At 71.6% G+C, this 15,657-nt stretch carries 14 protein-coding genes and 1 riboswitch; of the genes, 3 read left to right on the top strand and 11 right to left on the bottom strand.

What is annotated here, in order from left to right; genetic code table 11:
• Window positions 1-12: 12 nt before the first annotated feature.
• From FRADC12_RS12745 to thrC, 7 genes are all read right to left on the bottom strand, one after another.
• Window positions 13-621 carry a Uma2 family endonuclease gene (locus FRADC12_RS12745; RefSeq protein ID WP_045876807.1) on the bottom strand — a complete coding sequence of 203 codons (609 nt, stop codon included), beginning with the start codon at window positions 619-621 and terminating at the stop codon, window positions 13-15.
• Between the two features lie 250 nt (window positions 622-871).
• Complete coding sequence (locus tag FRADC12_RS12740) at window positions 872-1,903, bottom strand: phospholipid scramblase-related protein (RefSeq protein ID WP_045876806.1); 1,032 nt, start codon at window positions 1,901-1,903, stop codon at window positions 872-874.
• A gap of 442 nt (window positions 1,904-2,345) precedes the next feature.
• Entirely contained in the window at window positions 2,346-3,965 is a 1,620-nt protein-coding gene (gene groL / locus FRADC12_RS12735) for a chaperonin GroEL (protein ID WP_045876805.1), read from the bottom strand.
• A 496-nt stretch (window positions 3,966-4,461) separates the two neighbouring features.
• On the bottom strand, window positions 4,462-4,749 hold the full coding sequence (locus FRADC12_RS12730) for a type II toxin-antitoxin system RelE family toxin (protein WP_045876804.1): 288 nt from the start codon (window positions 4,747-4,749) through the stop codon (window positions 4,462-4,464).
• The gene (locus FRADC12_RS12725) at window positions 4,746-5,042 is read right to left on the bottom strand and encodes a type II toxin-antitoxin system Phd/YefM family antitoxin (protein ID WP_045879515.1); all 297 of its coding nucleotides are present in this window, start codon (window positions 5,040-5,042) and stop codon (window positions 4,746-4,748) included. The genes FRADC12_RS12730 and FRADC12_RS12725 overlap by 4 nt, the downstream gene beginning before the upstream one ends.
• A 177-nt stretch (window positions 5,043-5,219) precedes the next feature.
• The gene (locus tag FRADC12_RS12720) at window positions 5,220-5,705 is read right to left on the bottom strand and encodes a hypothetical protein (protein WP_045876803.1); all 486 of its coding nucleotides are present in this window, start codon (window positions 5,703-5,705) and stop codon (window positions 5,220-5,222) included.
• Window positions 5,706-6,251: 546 nt separating this feature from the next.
• Window positions 6,252-7,535, bottom strand: coding sequence for a threonine synthase (gene thrC, locus FRADC12_RS12715; RefSeq protein WP_045876802.1), 1,284 nt, complete (start codon window positions 7,533-7,535; stop codon window positions 6,252-6,254).
• A gap of 257 nt (window positions 7,536-7,792) precedes the next feature.
• A riboswitch (SAM riboswitch) is annotated at window positions 7,793-7,881 on the bottom strand.
• Window positions 7,882-8,203: 322 nt separating this feature from the next.
• Between thrC and FRADC12_RS12710 the strand changes: the two genes are divergently transcribed.
• Window positions 8,204-9,025 carry an HAD family hydrolase gene (locus tag FRADC12_RS12710; protein WP_045876801.1) on the top strand — a complete coding sequence of 274 codons (822 nt, stop codon included), beginning with the start codon at window positions 8,204-8,206 and terminating at the stop codon, window positions 9,023-9,025.
• A 217-nt stretch (window positions 9,026-9,242) separates the two neighbouring features.
• Window positions 9,243-10,886 (top strand): alpha,alpha-trehalose-phosphate synthase (UDP-forming), encoded by a 1,644-nt coding sequence (locus FRADC12_RS12705; RefSeq protein WP_045879514.1) that lies wholly within the window; start codon window positions 9,243-9,245, stop codon window positions 10,884-10,886.
• A gap of 116 nt (window positions 10,887-11,002) precedes the next feature.
• Here the strand turns inward: FRADC12_RS12705 and otsB are convergent, their stop codons facing one another.
• The 3 genes from otsB to FRADC12_RS34330 all read right to left on the bottom strand — a co-directional run bounded on the left by otsB (window position 11,003) and on the right by FRADC12_RS34330 (window position 13,234).
• On the bottom strand, window positions 11,003-11,956 hold the full coding sequence (gene otsB, locus FRADC12_RS12700) for a trehalose-phosphatase (protein ID WP_045876800.1): 954 nt from the start codon (window positions 11,954-11,956) through the stop codon (window positions 11,003-11,005).
• A gap of 157 nt (window positions 11,957-12,113) precedes the next feature.
• A complete protein-coding gene (locus FRADC12_RS12695) occupies window positions 12,114-12,758 on the bottom strand; it encodes a LytR C-terminal domain-containing protein (RefSeq protein WP_052710879.1) in 645 nt (214 codons plus the stop codon).
• 11 nt (window positions 12,759-12,769) lie between these two features.
• The gene (locus tag FRADC12_RS34330) at window positions 12,770-13,234 is read right to left on the bottom strand and encodes a DUF3263 domain-containing protein (RefSeq protein WP_084010657.1); all 465 of its coding nucleotides are present in this window, start codon (window positions 13,232-13,234) and stop codon (window positions 12,770-12,772) included.
• Window positions 13,235-13,724: 490 nt separating this feature from the next.
• Between FRADC12_RS34330 and FRADC12_RS12685 the strand changes: the two genes are divergently transcribed.
• Window positions 13,725-14,096 carry an RNHCP domain-containing protein gene (locus FRADC12_RS12685; RefSeq protein WP_045876799.1) on the top strand — a complete coding sequence of 124 codons (372 nt, stop codon included), beginning with the start codon at window positions 13,725-13,727 and terminating at the stop codon, window positions 14,094-14,096.
• A gap of 72 nt (window positions 14,097-14,168) precedes the next feature.
• On the opposite strand, the gene FRADC12_RS12680 is transcribed toward FRADC12_RS12685, so the two are convergent.
• Window positions 14,169-15,422 carry a Glu/Leu/Phe/Val family dehydrogenase gene (locus tag FRADC12_RS12680; RefSeq protein WP_045879511.1) on the bottom strand — a complete coding sequence of 418 codons (1,254 nt, stop codon included), beginning with the start codon at window positions 15,420-15,422 and terminating at the stop codon, window positions 14,169-14,171.
• Window positions 15,423-15,657 lie beyond the last annotated feature (235 nt).

The following is a 15,657-nucleotide window of genomic DNA, read 5'->3' as shown; positions in this document are numbered from 1 at the left end:
ATCGGCGCCTGCCTAGTCGCCGGGGTCGACGAGATCGGCCGGGATGAACGTGACCGGGAACGGGCGGGTGACGCTGAGCGGGGTCTCGTCGCTGGCCCGGCCGGCCCGCGGGTAGGCACCGTCGACGAGGTCATAGATCTCGATGGTCACGGTGCGCCCCGCCGGGTCCGGATCGACCAGCCAGCAGGACGGAATCCCGCGGTCGCGGTAGAGATCGAGCTTCAGCGTGCGGTTGTACCGGCGGGTGTGCTCGTCGGCCACCTCGATGACCAGGAACGGTGGCTCGGTGATCCGGGACGGCACCGTGCCGGCCAGCGGCGGCGTTCCACTCGGGTCGGTGTCCGCGGAGGGCCTGGTCGGGGTGGGCGCGGGGCCGACCACCAGATCCGGGATCAGCAACGTCCGGGCGGAAACCTCGACGCGCAGGCCATGCGGATAGACGTGCGCACCGGACGGCGCGGCCACGGCGAGCAGCTCGGCCAGTCGCTGCGTCACCCGGGTGCGCAGCGGCGTGGGCCACGGGCGTAGTACGCACAGCCCGTCGAGCAGCTCCACCCGGCCGTCGTCCGCGTCGATCGCGTCCAGCGCGGCCACCGTCACCGGCGGCGCGGGCAGCGCCACCGTCGGGAGCCATCGGCGCGGGGCCTGCGTGACCGCCCCGGCCGGAGGAGGCGCGAAAGGGTTCTTCTTTCGCGCCTCCGGAGGTCCTGATGTCGGAGTCACCCGGCCATCCTGCCCGCCACCCAGCGTTGTGTCTAAGAACTTGTCTGACGAACTGCGCCGCGGCGGCCGTTGTCGGGATTCCTGGTCCCGGATCTGACGAGTCCCGGTCACGCGGGCCGGGACGAGGGCGGCCTGCCGCCGCGCCGGCTCAGTTCCAGCCGCGGGAGTCCTGCTTCAGCGCGGTGTCGACGGTCAGCGCCGAGGCGATGACCAGGCTGAGCAGCGGGTCCGGCAGCTGGAAGTGCAGCTGGACGACGTAGTTGTCCGCCGTCGTGAACATCGTCTTGAGCAGGCCCTCCCAGGTCTTGGTGATCCTGGCGACCTCGACCTCGGCGTGGTCGACGATCGAGAAGTTCCAGGCCCGCCAGTTCTCGGCCTTGATCAGTCCGATCTGCTGGCCGCCCACCATCAGGCCGAACCGGATCTTCCCGAGCGCGTTCTGCTGGACGATCTGGCCGATCTCCGACCCGTCCGGCCGGGTGACGATGACCTTCGACTTGACCAGCTTCGCCGGCCTGGTCAGCACCAGCATGACGTTGCCCGCCTGGTCGCGGACCTCCAGCTTGTGCGTCATGTACTGGTCCAGCGAGGTGAGCACCCGCGCGACCTTCTTCGCCGTGCTCTGCCCGACCTCGACCACCGAGCCGATCTGCCGGCCACCCTGGTCGAAGATCGCGTACTGGTTCGTGACCTCGATGAACTGGGTCTTCTGGTTCACCACCAGCACGGGCTCGGTGAAGATGGTGCCACCGCCCGGGCCGCTCGGCGCGACGCCGGCCCGCTGCTGGACCTGCTCCTGGATCTTGTCCGGGGTGAACCCGGTGTGCACCGGTACTGGCTGGAAGCCGCCCTGCGCGGTTCCCCAGCCCTGCGCGCCGGGCTGCGCTGGCGGCCCCTGCTGCCAGCCCGGCGCCGGCTGCCCCGGCGCGGACGGGAAGCCGCCCGGCTGCTGCTGGGGCGGGGCGCCCGCCGGCTGGAAGGCACCCTGCGGCTGGGGTGGCTTCTGATACACCGGCGCCGCGGGCTGTTGCGGCGTCGGCTGCTGCGGCAGCGAGGGCGCCGGCGGCTGACCCGGCGCGGCCTGGGTGTGCCCGGTCCACTGAACGCCGTCCCACCACCGGAGCCCCGGCGCCCCGGACGGGTCCGGGTACCAGCCCGGCACGGGGGAATTCTGCGACATACGCCTACCCTTCCACTGGCCACGCGCCAAGGCCATGCCACCTACGCAATACGGCCCAGCCATCACATCAGGTACCAACTCCGTTGGCCCAGTCCCGGCTGCGTCGGTATGGACTGTGGCGCTTCGACCGCCGGGCCGCACCGAGGGCCGGCTCTCACGACGGCCGCACAGCAGGAAGGGGCGGCCCCAATCGGGACCGCCCCTCCTGACGTGCAACGAACTCCTACGCCCAGCCCACTCCGATGCCCACCCAGCCGATCCCAGCGCTCAGGCCCGTGGTCCCGACCTCAACGATCGTGATCTCGAACCCTAGCCAGGCGGCGACCCCTTGGTCGCGCGAAGCGCGACATCCGGGGTCTCCGGGGGGCGCCCCCCGGAGCAGACATCTTCTGACAGGCCGCGGCGAAAGTGGCCGAAGGCCACTGAGCAGGGTGAGCCCCTGTCAGAAGTCCATGTCCCCGCCGCCCGGCATGGCCGGGGCCGGGTTCTTCTCGGGCTTGTCGGCGATGACGGCCTCGGTGGTGAGGAAGAGGCCGGCGATCGACGCGGCGTTCTGCAGCGCCGAGCGGGTGACCTTCGCCGGGTCGATGATGCCGGTGGCCAGCATGTCGACGTACTCGCCGGTGGCCGCGTTCAGACCGTGGCCGATCGGCAGGTTGCGCACCTTGTCGACCACGACGCCGCCCTCGAGACCGCTGTTGAAGGCGATCTGCTTGATCGGCGCCTCGAGCGCGAGCCGGACGATGTTCGCCCCGGTGGCCTCGTCGCCGGTCAGGTCGAGCTTGTCGAACGCGCTGACCGAGGCCTGGAGCAGGGCGACGCCACCACCGGCGACGATGCCCTCTTCGACGGCCGCCTTCGCGTTGGAGACGGCGTCCTCGATGCGGTGCTTCTTCTCCTTGAGCTCGACCTCGGTCGCCGCGCCCACCTTGACGACGGCGACGCCGCCGGCGAGCTTGGCGAGGCGCTCCTGGAGCTTCTCGCGGTCGTAGTCCGAGTCGGACTTCTCGATCTCGTTGCGGATCTGCGAGACGCGGCCGGCGATCTGGTCCGGGTCGCCGGAGCCCTCGACGATGGTGGTCTCGTCCTTGGTGACGACGACCTTGCGCGCCTTGCCCAGCAGGTCCACCGAGGTCGACTCGAGCTTGAGGCCGACGTCCTCGGAGATGACCTGGCCACCGGTCAGGATCGCGATGTCGCCCAGCATGGCCTTGCGACGGTCACCGAAGCCCGGGGCCTTCACGGCGACGGACTTGAAGGTGCCGCGGATCTTGTTGACGACCAGGGTCGCGAGGGCTTCGCCCTCCACGTCCTCGGCGATGATGACCAGCGGCTTGCTGGCCTGCATGACCTTCTCCAGCAGCGGGAGAACGTCCTTGACCGCCGAGATCTTGGAGTTGACGATCAGGATGTACGGGTCGTCGAGGACGGCCTCCTGACGGTCGGCGTCCGTGACGAAGTACGGCGAGATGTAGCCCTTGTCGAAGCGCATGCCCTCGGTGAGCTCGAGCTCCAGGCCGAAGGTGTTGCTCTCCTCGACGGTGACGACGCCTTCCTTGCCGACCTTGTCGAGCGCCTCGGCGATCAGCGCGCCGATGGCCGGGTCGCCCGCGGAGATGGACGCCGTGGAGGCGATCTGCTCCTTGGTCTCGACTTCCTTGGCCTGCTTCGAGAGCTCCTCGGAGACGCTCTCGACCGCGATCTCGATGCCCTTCTTCAGGCCGAGCGGGTTCGCGCCGGCGGCGACGTTGCGCAGCCCCTCGCGGACCAGAGCCTGGGCCAGGATCGTCGCGGTGGTGGTGCCGTCACCAGCGACGTCGTTGGTCTTCTTCGCGACTTCCTTGACGAGCTCGGCGCCGATCTTCTCGAACGGGTCCTCGAGCTCGATCTCCTTGGCGATGGAGACACCGTCGTTGGTGATCGTGGGTACGCCCCACTTCTTCTCCAGAACGACGTTGCGGCCCTTCGGACCAAGCGTGACCTTGACGGCGTCGGCCAGCTGGTTCATGCCGCGCTCCAGGCCGCGCCGCGCCTCCTCATCGAAGGCAATGATCTTCGGCATGGTGTCGGAGTCCTCCCACAGGGATATGGCAGTGTGATGGCCTGGCCACAACGACGCCCGCGACGGACGGCTCGACACCACGCGCCTCGGCGCCCGCCCGGTGGCGGACGCTCCACGGACCGAGTACCTGGCATGCAACACCAGGTACTGACCCGAATGACTGATGGCGACGGCCTCGTCGTTCAGCCCTGCTGGCACTCACCCTACCTGAGTGCCAGTCCCTGTTTAGCACTCGACATCGGTGAGTGCAAGCTCGCTCCGCGTATCAGCAACGTTGTCGTCGACCGGTCGGCCCGTCGAGACCACCCGTTGCCTGCGCGTTTGTCGCCTGGCCATCCGGCCAACGCCGAGCGCTCGACGGTCCTCGATGCCCTGCCGGGCGCAGCCTCCGCAGGACGCCTGCCGGCGGGCCGCCGGCACCAACCAGCTCGGCGTCCCCCTTGCTTCGTCCGCCCCGGTTCCGTGCTGACTGTGGCGGCCCGAGCCCGGCGGATGGTCAGCGTGATCTATAGGCGTCGGATCGGTGCTCGATGGCGGTGACCAGCACGGTTCTGTTCTCGTCGTCGATCTCGTACAGCACCCGGTAGGTGCCACGGCGGGCGGACCAGGTCCCCTCGTAGGGCGGCAGTAGGAGCGGTTTGCCCAGTCGGCGCGGATTCTCCAGCAGCGCTGTCGTGATGAACTCGTGGACGGCCGACGCGATCTTCTCCGGGAGGCGGCTGGCGAGCGCACGAGCCGCCGGACCGGCGATCCTCAGCTCGTAGGGCTCGCCGCCCGGCCTCATGCCTGGCGCCCGCCGTCCCCACGGGCGCGCTTCGCCATCAGCGCCGCGAGCTCGTCGGCGTCCAGTACGTCGCCGGCCTCGACCGCGGCGCGCGACTCCTCCAGTTGCCGCATGGTCTCGCGGCTGGCGAGGACGTCGAGCGTCTCCTCGATGGCTGCAAGGTCGTCCGGGGAGATCAGCACGGCTACTGCGCGGCCGTGCCGGGTGATCTCCACCCGGTCGTGCGTCTTGGCTACCTCGTCGATCAGATCAGAAAGTCGGTTGCGCGCCTCGGTGAACGGCAGCACGGTCATGCTCTGCATGATACTCGAAAGTGGCGCGAAGTTGAGGCAGAATCATCCTAGGTCGTGATCCGACGCTGCCAGCCATACAACTGACCCGTTCCAGTCCTGTCCGCAATCAGGCTCAAGCCGCGTGACGGCGCCGGGATCAGGTGCGCCCGCGTCGGTTGCGCTGGCGCCGTCGCAGCGTCAGAGGAAGTCCTCGTTGTTGATCACGCGCAGACCAGGCGCCGCCCTCGGACCAGGGACCGGTGGGCTCGGGGGAGCCTCCGGGAGCACGCCTGACTCGTCGAGATCGATGACGTGCACGGCGCGTCGGCTCCGCGTGGCGCCGACCGCTCGCTCGAACTGATCCCGGATCCAGGGCAGCCGGAACCGCCGCGCCTGCCGGGCAGCTTCCCGGATGCCCAACTCGGCGGTCGCCCCTTCAACCTCGACTCTCAGCTGACTTGCGCGGCGCGCGATCGCGACGTCCGCATCTGCGTCCGACCGGATGCGGGCGACGTCGGCGCGGGCCCTGCGCCGCGCTTCCTCGTCGCGAGCGAACATCTGCTCCGCATAGGCCCGGCGGGGCAGTAGCGAGTTGACGAACTTGACGACGACTGGCGCGATCTCGACCGCCAGCAGCCAGAACCGCAGGATGCGCTGTAGGTCGTCGGCCCGCGCCGAGTACATCGAGACACATGCTGGGTTGTTGAATACCTGATCCGGCGTGGGGTTGGCTGGGCAGGGCGGCACGGGATCGGCGACCTACGAACTTGGCTGTCCGGCCACGACAGAGCCATGAACATCGTCGTCTGCTCCCCCCGGCGCAGCACGATAGGAACTGCATTGTTATGGACCGTTGCGCTCCGCACAACCGGGAATGGCACGTCAGAGACACAACGCCCTGTCTTTTGTGACCGGCCTCCCAAGTTCGACGGTTGAGTAGCCAGCCGTCGCCACGCCCGCAGTGCAGGGGCTGGGGTCGACAGGCGCGCTCGAGTTGCCGAACGCGGTGTGGCACGTCTACAGCGCCGACGACCGGTGCTCGACGGCGGTGACCAGGACGCGCGAAATCGAGCCGGTTGCGGGTGCGTCTGGCGGCCAGCCTGCGGCGATCAGACGTTCAAAGCAGGTCCAACCACGATCGGCCCTGTTTGGGGCTGACCAGAGTCGACCGTCCTTCCGGCCTCGTGGGTGGTGTCGCATCGTGACCGCACGAGGCCAGAAGGTGGGGTCTCAGTCGTCGCCCAGGCCCGCGGCCTCGAAGGCGCTCAGGGTCGGGGGGATCGTCGCGGTGGGGAGGGCGATGCCGACGAGGGGGTCGAGGGTCTTCAGACCGTCGCCGGTGTTGTAGATGACGGTCTCGGCGTCGGGGTCGAGGAGGCCCTCGCGCAGCTGGCGGCGCAGGTTCGCCACGGTCACGCCGCCGGCGGTCTCGCCGAAGATGCCCTCGGTGCGGGCGAGCAGGCGCATGCCCTCGATGATCTCGTCGTCGGTGACGTCCGTGATCGCGCCGCCGGTGCGGCGGGCGACGTCGAGGGCGTACGGGCCGTCGGCCGGGTTGCCGATCGAGAGCGACTTGGCGATCGTCGACGGGCGGACGGGGGAGACCGTGTCGACGCCGCGCTCGAACGCCGCCGCGACCGGGTTGCAGCCGGCGGCCTGGGCGCCGAAGACCTTGTACGGCGTCGGCTCGACCAGGCCGAGCTTGCCCAGCTCGCGGAACGCCTTGTCGACCTTGGTCAGCAGCGAGCCGGACGCGATCGGGATGACCACCTGCGCCGGCAGCCGCCAGCCGAGCTGCTCGGCGACCTCGTAGCCGAGCGTCTTGGAGCCCTCCGCGTAGAACGGGCGGACGTTGACGTTGACGAACGCCCACTCGTACTCGTCGGCGAGCTGGCTGCACAGCTTGTTGACGTCGTCGTAGTTGCCCTTGATCGCGACCAGGGTGCCGCCGTAGACGGCGGTGGAGACGGTCTTGCCGTCCTCCAGGTCGTGCGGGACCAGGACGATGGAGCGCAGGCCCGCGTGGGCGGCGTGCGCGGCGACCGAATGCGCCAGGTTGCCGGTGGACGCGCAGGCGACGGTGGTGAAGCCCAGGTCACGGGCGGCGGAGAGCGCGACCGAGACGACCCTGTCCTTGAACGAATGGGTGGGGTTCGCGCTGTCATCCTTGACCCAGAGGGTCTTCATTCCCAGCTCGGCGGCCAGCCGTGGCGCCGGCCGCAGCGGGGTGAAGCCGGCACCGAGGGATACCCGGCGGGCCGGGTCGTGGCCGGCGGGCAGCAGGCCGACGTAGCGCCACAGGTTCTTCGGCCCGGCCTCGATGGATGCGCGAGTTACCCGGCGCAGCCGGTCCTCGTCATAGGCGATCTCCAGCGGTGCGAAGCACTCAAAACAGACGTGCTGCGGGCCAAGCGGGTAGATCGCGCCGCAGTGGCGACAGGAAAGCGAGACGGCGGGGTTCACGTCATCGGTGGTCGAGCCCGTCTGGGCAGCGCGCTCCGGCGCGAGAGTCATCGCGGATCTCCTCATCTTTCCCGGGGCCGACGATGGCACCTCGGGTCGGAATTGGCACCTGCCGCGGGGAGCACTGCCGTAGACCGCGCCCACGGGTGGGCCGCGCCTAGGAGATGACCGCCTGACCGAGTGGTCAGAAGCACCTGACGTGCTCGGTCAGAGCACCTGACCGGGTGGTCAGAAGCACCTAGGTCGCGCGAAGCGCGACACCGGGGGTCCGGGGGTCGCCCCCCGGGCAGGCATCGCGGCAAAGGCGAAGCTGATCCCGGAGGGATCAGCGAGCAGGCTCGTCCGCTCGGTTGCCGGGGCTTCATTGGGCCGTTCCCTCTGCCCCTCTGGATGAGCCATGTTCAGTTGTGTGTCCGTACTGTAGACCGCCGCCACCCTTCAGCGCATCGTCCTTTTGGGCGCAGGGGTGTGATGCGGATTGCGTCCCATCGCACGTCCCGGTCGCGGCCGTTCATGCTGACGACGGCGGGGCGGGCCGGGCGTCGACCGACCGGGAGCCCCGCGGGGGAGACCTCCGACCCGGCCGGGAGGGTCCCCAGCTCCCGAGGCCGGGCGGGAGAAAGACTTAGGGCTGCCGGAAGGTTGCAGGGACCAGGCCGGGAACCGCGCGACGGATGAGCTGATCGCGTGGAACCCGGCCGCCGGGAGGAGCCGCGCGCGTGAGCATCCGTGTCGTCTACACCGATCTCGACGGAACCATGGTCGGCCCGAAGGGCTCGTTCTTCGTCGCCGAGGACGGGTCGCACACCCTCGAGGCGGCGCAGGCGCTCGTCGGCCTGCATGCCGCCGGTCTGACGCTCGTGCTGGTCAGCGGCCGGACCAGGCCGCAGCTGGTCGAGGCGGCGGCGATCTTCGGAGCCGACGGCTTCATCGGCGAGCTCGGCGCGATTGTCGGCTGGGACCACGGCTGGCAGAGCGAGATCCTGCGCGGCGCGATGCCGGCCGGCTACGCCCAGGTGCCCGAGGAGCTGCTCCACAAGCTGATCGCCGCCAATCCGGGCCGGCTGGAGTTGCACACTCCGTGGCACACAGGCCGCGAGCTCGACGTGATGCTGCGCGGCAAGATCGACGTTCCGACCGTCGATGCCTGGCTGCGCGATAACGGCTTCGACTGGCTCTCGATGCGTGACAACGGGCTGATCGCCCCCCAGCACATGCCGGACCTGGGCGTGAACCCGCACGTCTACCACCTGGTGCCCGAGGGGGTCGGCAAGGGTGAGGCGGTTGCCTGGGACCTCAGGCGGCGCGGCATCGACCCGGCGGACGCGATCGCGATCGGCGACTCCGCGAGCGACCTGACGATGGCCCGGTACGTCGGGCGGATGCACCTGGTCGCCAACGCCCTGCGGCACCCGGACATCCCCACCCTGCTGACCGCCTACGACAACGTCGTCGTCGAGAAGGAGGCGGTCACCCTTGGCTGGGCCAGCGCCGTGCGCGCCGCCGTCGCCGGCCGGGCGCCGCTGGCGGCCACCTCCTGACGGGCCGTCGGCGGCCCGTGGCGTCGACCGTTGTCGATGTTGCCGCGCGGTGTCTGACGGGCCGCAACCAGGTGGCGCGCGCCTGGAGATTTCGCGCGACCGATCGGCGCCGACCTGGTCATCTGACCCGGTCTTGAGGTCTACTCTGCCCTGTGTGCCAAACCTGACCCGTGCCGTGGTGGCGGGGCCTGATCCGGCGGCCGCCGGCACCGCGCGGGTGCTGGTCGCCTCGAACCGGGGCCCGGTCGCGTTCTCCCTCTCCGATTCCGGCGCGCTGCTGGCCCGGCGGGGCAGCGGTGGCCTGGTGAGCGGGATGCAGGAGGTGATCCGGGAAGCGGCGGCGACCGCGGCCGGCCAGGGCGACGCCGCCGAGGGCAGCGAGACCGACCCCGAGGATCCGCCGTCCGGCATCGTCTGGGTGTGCGCGGCGCTGTCCGACGCCGACCGCCGGGCGGTTCGGGTGGCGCCGGACGGCCGGCTCGACCGGGCCGGCTTCGACACCGGTGGCGCCGCGATCCGGATGCTCGACGTCGACCGGGTCGTCTTCGACCGCGCCTACAACGGGGTCGCGAACCGCACGCTGTGGTTCGTCCTGCACCTGCTGTTCGCCCCGGCCAGCGAGCCGAGCTTCGGTGCCGCGTTCTGGCGTGACTGGGAGGCCTATGAGGCCTACAACGCGATGTTCGCCGACGCGCTGGCCCTCGACGCGGCTCCCGGCGCCGCCGTCCTGATCCAGGACTACCACCTGACGCTCGTCCCAGGCCTGCTGCGCAAGCTGCGCCCCGACCTGCGGATCTCGCACTTCACCCACACCCCGTGGGCGCCGCCGGACTACTTCCGGATCCTGCCCGACCGGGTGTCCCGGGCCGTGATCGGCGGCATGCTCGGCGCCGACCGGCTCGGCTTCCTCACCGTTCGCTGGGCGACCGCGTTCCGCGACTGCGCTCGCGTCCTGCTCGGCGACGAGGTCGAGATCGACGGCGTGGAGACCTGCGTGCTGGACGGCGGTCTTGATCTCGCGGCCGTTTCTGAACCTATGGCCCCGCCCGCGGTGGCGGCCGGCCGGCCGTCGCCGCCGGACCCGCACGTCGACGCGCTGCCGTCGGTGGACGAGCAGCCCGGCCACCGGGTCAGGATCGGCGTCCACCCGCTCGGGGTCGACGCCCCGGCGCTGCGCGCGCGGGCCGCGGCGCAGGACGTGGCCGCCCGCGCGGCCGAGCTGCGCGAGGAGGTCGGCGACCGGCGCCTGATCGTCCGCGTCGACCGGACCGAGCTGTCGAAGAACATCGTCCGTGGCCTGGACGCATACCGCGAGCTGTTGCGAAACCATCCGGACTGGCGCGGCCGGGTCATGCACCTGGTCTGCGCCTACCCGTCCCGGCACGACCTGCCCGAGTATCGCGAGTACACCGCCGCGGTGCAGCGGATCGCCACCGAGATCAAGGACGAGTTCGCGACCGACGGGTGGCTGCCGCTGCGGCTGGAGGTGACGGACGACTACCCGCGCTCGCTGGCCGCGCTGACGCTGGCCGACGTGCTGGTGGTCAACCCGATCCGCGACGGCATGAACCTGATCGCCAAGGAGGGCCCGACGGTCTCCGACCGGGACGTGGCCCTGATCCTGTCCCGGGAGGCCGGCGCCTACGCCGAGCTGGGCACCGAAGCGCTGGTCGTCAATCCGTACGACGTCACGGAGACCGCCGAGGCGATGGACGCCGCGCTGCGGATGCCACCGGCCGAACGCCGCCGCCGCGCCGGCCGGATCGCCGAGCTGGCCGCCCGCCTCCCACCCGGCGACTGGTTTCGCCAGCAGCTCGCGGCGCTGCCAGCCCCACCGGCCGGCGCCGTCCTCCGCGCCTGACCGTCCTCCGCGCCTGACCGTCCTCCGCGCCTGACCGTCCTTGGCCTGGCCGTCCTTGGCCTGGCCGTCCTGCCCGCCTGACCGTCCTTGGCCTGGCCGGCCCGTGGGCGGGTTGGTCAGGCGCCGATGCGGGCCGCGAGGACCTGGAGCAGGGCGACAATCCCGGCGGGGCCGTCGACGACGAGGTCGGCTCGCTCCCGCAGGGCGGGCGGCACCTCGGGGCCGTCGCTGCAGACGGTGAGACCGGCGATCCCGGTCGAACGCAGCGCCTCGACGGCGTCGAAGGCGGGCAGGTCGCCGAGGTCGTCGCCGGCCATCAGCACCGACCGGGCCGAGCGCTCGTCAACGAGCTCCCGCAGGGCCCGGCCCTTGTCGTGATGCGGCGGCCGCAGCTCCAGGACCTTCTTGCCAGGAGCCGCCTCGAGGCCGTGCTCCTCGGCGAGCCGGCGCAGGGCGGGGGCGAGCGCGCCGAGCGCCGCGTCGGGATCAACGGCGCGGCGGACGTGGATGACCAGCGCCTGCACCTTGTCCTCGACGGTGACCCCGGGCGGAGCGTCGCGCAGCACCTCGGGCAGCCGGGCGCGTACCGCCGCGACGCCGGGCAGCGGTTCCGGACTGACCGTGTCCCCGGTCGCGCCCTCCCAGCGCTGCAGCCCATACTGGCCGAGGATCGTCAGGTTCGCCAGCGCCTCGGTGCCCGCGTCGGCGGGCAGGCCGGTCAGCTCCAGCAGCGCGTCCACCGGGCGCCCGGTGATGATCGCGAGTGTGCCGACCCGGCTGGCCAGCGCGCGCAGCGCGTCGACGGCTCCGGGCGCAGGGGCGGCGTCCATCGGCCTGGGCATGATCGGGGCGAGCGTGCCGTCGTAGTCGAGCGCGACGAGCGCGTTCTCAGGCGCGGTGATCAGGGCCGCGAGCGCGGCGCCGCCCGGGATGCCGGCCCGGTCGGCGAAACCGGCGGCCGTCGCCGGACCCGTCGTCGCCGGGCTGTCGACAGCGTCAGCGGAGCCGGTTGGCGAGGTTCGCGAGAAGGCGGATGAAGGACCCGAGGCGGGGGCAGGGCTGGCTGTCACGACGCGGCCGCGATGGCCGACAGGCAGGCGTCCATGGGTCCAGTGTGCCGGTGGCCCCGGATCCGGCGCCCACCGGACCGCGTCGCGTGGTGTTCCGCTGACGGTGAGTGTCAGACCGGCCGGTCTGGATTCGCTGGCGGAGCCGCGCGGAGGAATCTCAGGGAGCGGGCGTCGGGGTGGGGAAGTCGCGGGTGACGACCATGATCAGCTTGCCCGGCTCATAGAGCCTGATGTCGGTGCCGGCGATCGGCTCGATCTTGACGATGCCGGGAACCCGGTGTTGGAGGTTCTCCGCGGCGGGCTTCAGATTGTCCTCGTAGAAGACGGTCGTCACCGGCACGTTGTAGGTGCTGACGTAGCCGCCGACCCGGTCGACCGTGAAGCCCGCGGCCCTGACCGGCGCGCTGGCGGCGTCGGCAAGGCCATCGATCTTGGAGTCGTTGAGGATGACGACCGGGGCCACCGCGCCGGCGCCGGCCGCTGGCGGGGGGTTCGGCGTACGCGGCGATGACGCGGGCGAGCTGGGCCTGGCCGACGAGGCCGCGCCGCTGGGATGGTTGCTCGTCGTGGCGCGCGGAGCCTGGGTGGTGACCGGCGTGGGGGTCGACGCGCGGCTCGCGATGGGGTGCTGGCCTGACTTCGGGTCGTGCAGCAGGTTGACCAGCAGGATGCCGGCGGCGACGGCGAGCACGGCGATCAGGCCGGCTCCCGCCGCGCGCAGCCGACCGGCGCGGGCCGGCCGCCGCGGCGTCGGGGTGGCGGGGCCGGAGCGGGTGGTGGTCGTGGTGCCGGGTCCGCTCATGCCGGGTCCGCTCATGCCGGGTCCGCAGGGTCGGTCGGGTAGGGCTCGACGGCATCAGCGGCCTGCCCGTCCGCCGCGGGCGGCGTCGGGGTGGTGACGGCGACAGCGGTGATCGTGGAGGTGGCCCGATCCGCGTCCGGCGCCAGGCCGGGCCGGGCGCGCCCGCCACGGGCCGAGACGCTCGCGGCCGGGGACCAGCCCTGCCTGCGTGCGGCGCGCAGCCGCGAGAGCCGGCCGACCAGCACCGGCTCGGCGGCCAGCGCGGCCGGCGTCTCGATCAACGCGTTCAGCAGCTGGTAGTAGCGCGGCGGCGAGAGCCCGAACTCGGCGCGGATGGCCTCGTCCTTGGCCGCCGGGTACCGCCAGGTCCGTCGCTCGAACCGCAGCACCCGGGCGTCGCGGTCCGACAGCCCGTCGGCTTCCGCCGGCTCCGCTGTCCGTGGGACCGCCGGGTCGCGCGACTGCGTGTCGTCCACGGAGTCACCCCCTCGGCTGGCCCGGCGACGACCGGCACCGACGGGCGGGGGGCCAGCCGACCGATATCCGCGAACCACGGCTATGTGCTTGGACGTCCACTATTTCACCCCGCGGGTCCGACACTCCAGACCGCCCCCACCCGTGGGCCCTGGGCCCGAACCGCCCAGCCGGCCGGGATTCGGCCGGCCGGGGCGGGTGCGGGTGCAGGTGCGGGTGCGGGTGCCTGGGCCACCCAGGACGCGGCCCGGCGGAAAGCGATGGCGTCACCCGCCGACCGGCCCGGACGCGGCTTCGGACTCGTCCACCGCGCGGAGCAGCATCGGGTCATACCTGGTGGCTGGGATAGGGCTCAGAACCGCAGCCACCCGGTCTGGCTCAACGTGGGGACCGACACCCGGCGGCGCGCACCGCGCTCGGGCTGGTTCCGGCTGGCGTCGCCGGATCTCCAAAAGATCTTCCGTGGATCGTCCGGGGCGTTACCTTGGCCTGGTGACCCGCCAGTTCACCCGCACGCCCGAGGACTTCACCTGCCTCGTCTGCGGCGCGGCGGTACGCGGCGACGGGTACACGAACCACTGCCCCCATTGCCTGTGGTCACGGCATGTGGACGTTGCGCCGGGTGATCGGGCGGCCGGCTGCGGGGGGCTGATGCGCCCGGTCGCGGTCGAGGCCCGCGCTCACGACATGGTCCTCACGCACGCCTGTGAGAGCTGCGGGCACCGTCGGCGCAACCGGACCGCGCCGGCCGACGGCGAGGCGGCGCTGCTGCGGGTCGCCGCCGAGGCGGCCGACGCCGCGGTCGCGGGCGGAATCGCGCATGCGAACGCCGCCGGCACCAGAGCTCGGCGCCGGCGGCGTTGACGACCGGTATTTCTGGGGCGGCCTGTTTCTCAGCCGGTCACGCGGTGAGCCGCCGAACCCGACAGCCGGCCGTCACGGGAACAGGCCTCTGGTCCGGTGCGCCTCGGCGACCCGGCCGACCCCGATGACGTGCGCCGCCTCCCGCAGCGTCAGCCCACGTTCGGCGGAGAGCTGGGAGACCTGCCCGTAGGCCCGTTCCATCAGCTCGGCCAGCCGCTCGTTCACCTGGTCCTCGGTCCAGAAATAGGCCTGCAGGTCCTGCACCCATTCGAAATAGGAGACCGCGACTCCGCCGCCGTTGGCGAGGATGTCGGGAACGATGACGACCCCCTTCGCGGCGAGGATCGGGTCCGCCTCGGCCGTCACCGGGCCGTTGGCGCCTTCGACGATCATCCTGGCCCGGATCCCGTCGGCGTTCTCCGCCGTGATCACGCCCTCGAGCGCGGCCGGGACCAGCACGTCCACGTCCAGCTCCAGCAGCTCGCTGTTGCTCACGGTGTCGGTGCCCGGGAATCCGACGACGGTGTCGGCACCCCGGGCGAGATGGCGGATCAGCGCGGTGGGATTCAGCCCTCGCGGGCTGTAGACGCCGCCCTTCACGTCCGACACGGCGACCACCCGGCAGCCGGCGTCGTGCAGGTACTGCGCGGCGAGCGCCCCGACCTTGCCGAAACCCTGGATGGCGACGGTGACGCTGCCCGGATCGATGCCGCGCTCACGCAGCGCCGCGAACATCGCCAGCTGGACGCCCCGGCTCGTCGCGCCGGCCCGGCCGGCCGACCCGCCGACCGACAGCGGCTTGCCGGTGACGACGCCGTGGGTGGTGTGGCCGGTGTGGGCCGAGTAGGTGTCCATGATCCAGGCCATGGTCTGCTCGTCGGTGCCGACGTCCGGCGCCGGGATGTCCTTCTCCGGGCCGATCAGCGGGACCAGCTCGGCGGCGTAGCGCCGGGTCATCCGCTCACGTTCATGGTCGGAGAGCATCCGCGGCTCCACGGCGATGCCGCCCTTGGCGCCGCCGTACGGGATGCCCATCAGCGCGCACTTCCAGGTCATCCACATCGCGAGCGCCTTGACCTCGTCGAGGTCGGTGGACGGGTGGAAGCGGATGCCGCCCTTGGCCGGCCCACGCGCCAGGTTGTGCTGCACGCGGTACCCGGTCAGCACCAGCAGCTGCCCGTCGTCGCGCCGCAGCGGGACGCTCACGGTTACCGACCGCCGCGGCATGCGCAGCAGGTCGTGCATTCCGTCGTCGAGACCGAGGTGACGAGCCGCGTCCGCCAGCTGGACGCACGCGGTGTCCCAGGGTGATGACCCGAGGCTCACTGGCCCTCCTATGTGGCCCACGGGCGTCGGGTCCGCGGGCCCGTCGCGAGGGCCACCCGGCGGGGTGCTGGCGCCTGCCGGAGCAGGGCCACCTGGGGCCGGGCGGTCCACCCGCCGGGCGACGTCCCGTCCCGCGAGCGCATCGCCGTTGATGCACTAGGTGACGCACGGTACCCGCAGTGACCGGTCCCCTCCACGCGGCCCGACGTGGTCGGCCGGTACGGTCCGCGTTATG

This window comes from Pseudofrankia sp. DC12 (assembly GCF_000966285.1).
In the GTDB taxonomy this organism is placed as follows: Bacteria; Actinomycetota; Actinomycetes; order Frankiales; family Frankiaceae; genus Pseudofrankia.
This window is presented reverse-complemented; position numbering and strand designations above follow the sequence as displayed.

Excerpts from the sequence above, each read along its gene's own strand:
- FRADC12_RS12740 (WP_045876806.1), bottom strand. The coding sequence starts at position 1,903 with ATGTCGCAGAATTCCCCCGTGCCGGGCTGGTACCCGGACCCGTCCGGG.
- groL (WP_045876805.1), bottom strand. The coding sequence starts at position 3,965 with ATGCCGAAGATCATTGCCTTCGATGAGGAGGCGCGGCGCGGCCTGGAG.
- FRADC12_RS12730 (WP_045876804.1), bottom strand. The coding sequence starts at position 4,749 with ATGAGGCCGGGCGGCGAGCCCTACGAGCTGAGGATCGCCGGTCCGGCG.
- FRADC12_RS12725 (WP_045879515.1), bottom strand. The coding sequence starts at position 5,042 with ATGACCGTGCTGCCGTTCACCGAGGCGCGCAACCGACTTTCTGATCTG.
- FRADC12_RS12720 (WP_045876803.1), bottom strand. The coding sequence starts at position 5,705 with ATGTACTCGGCGCGGGCCGACGACCTACAGCGCATCCTGCGGTTCTGG.
- thrC (WP_045876802.1), bottom strand. The coding sequence starts at position 7,535 with ATGACTCTCGCGCCGGAGCGCGCTGCCCAGACGGGCTCGACCACCGAT.
- FRADC12_RS12695 (WP_052710879.1), bottom strand. The coding sequence starts at position 12,758 with ATGAGCGGACCCGGCACCACGACCACCACCCGCTCCGGCCCCGCCACC.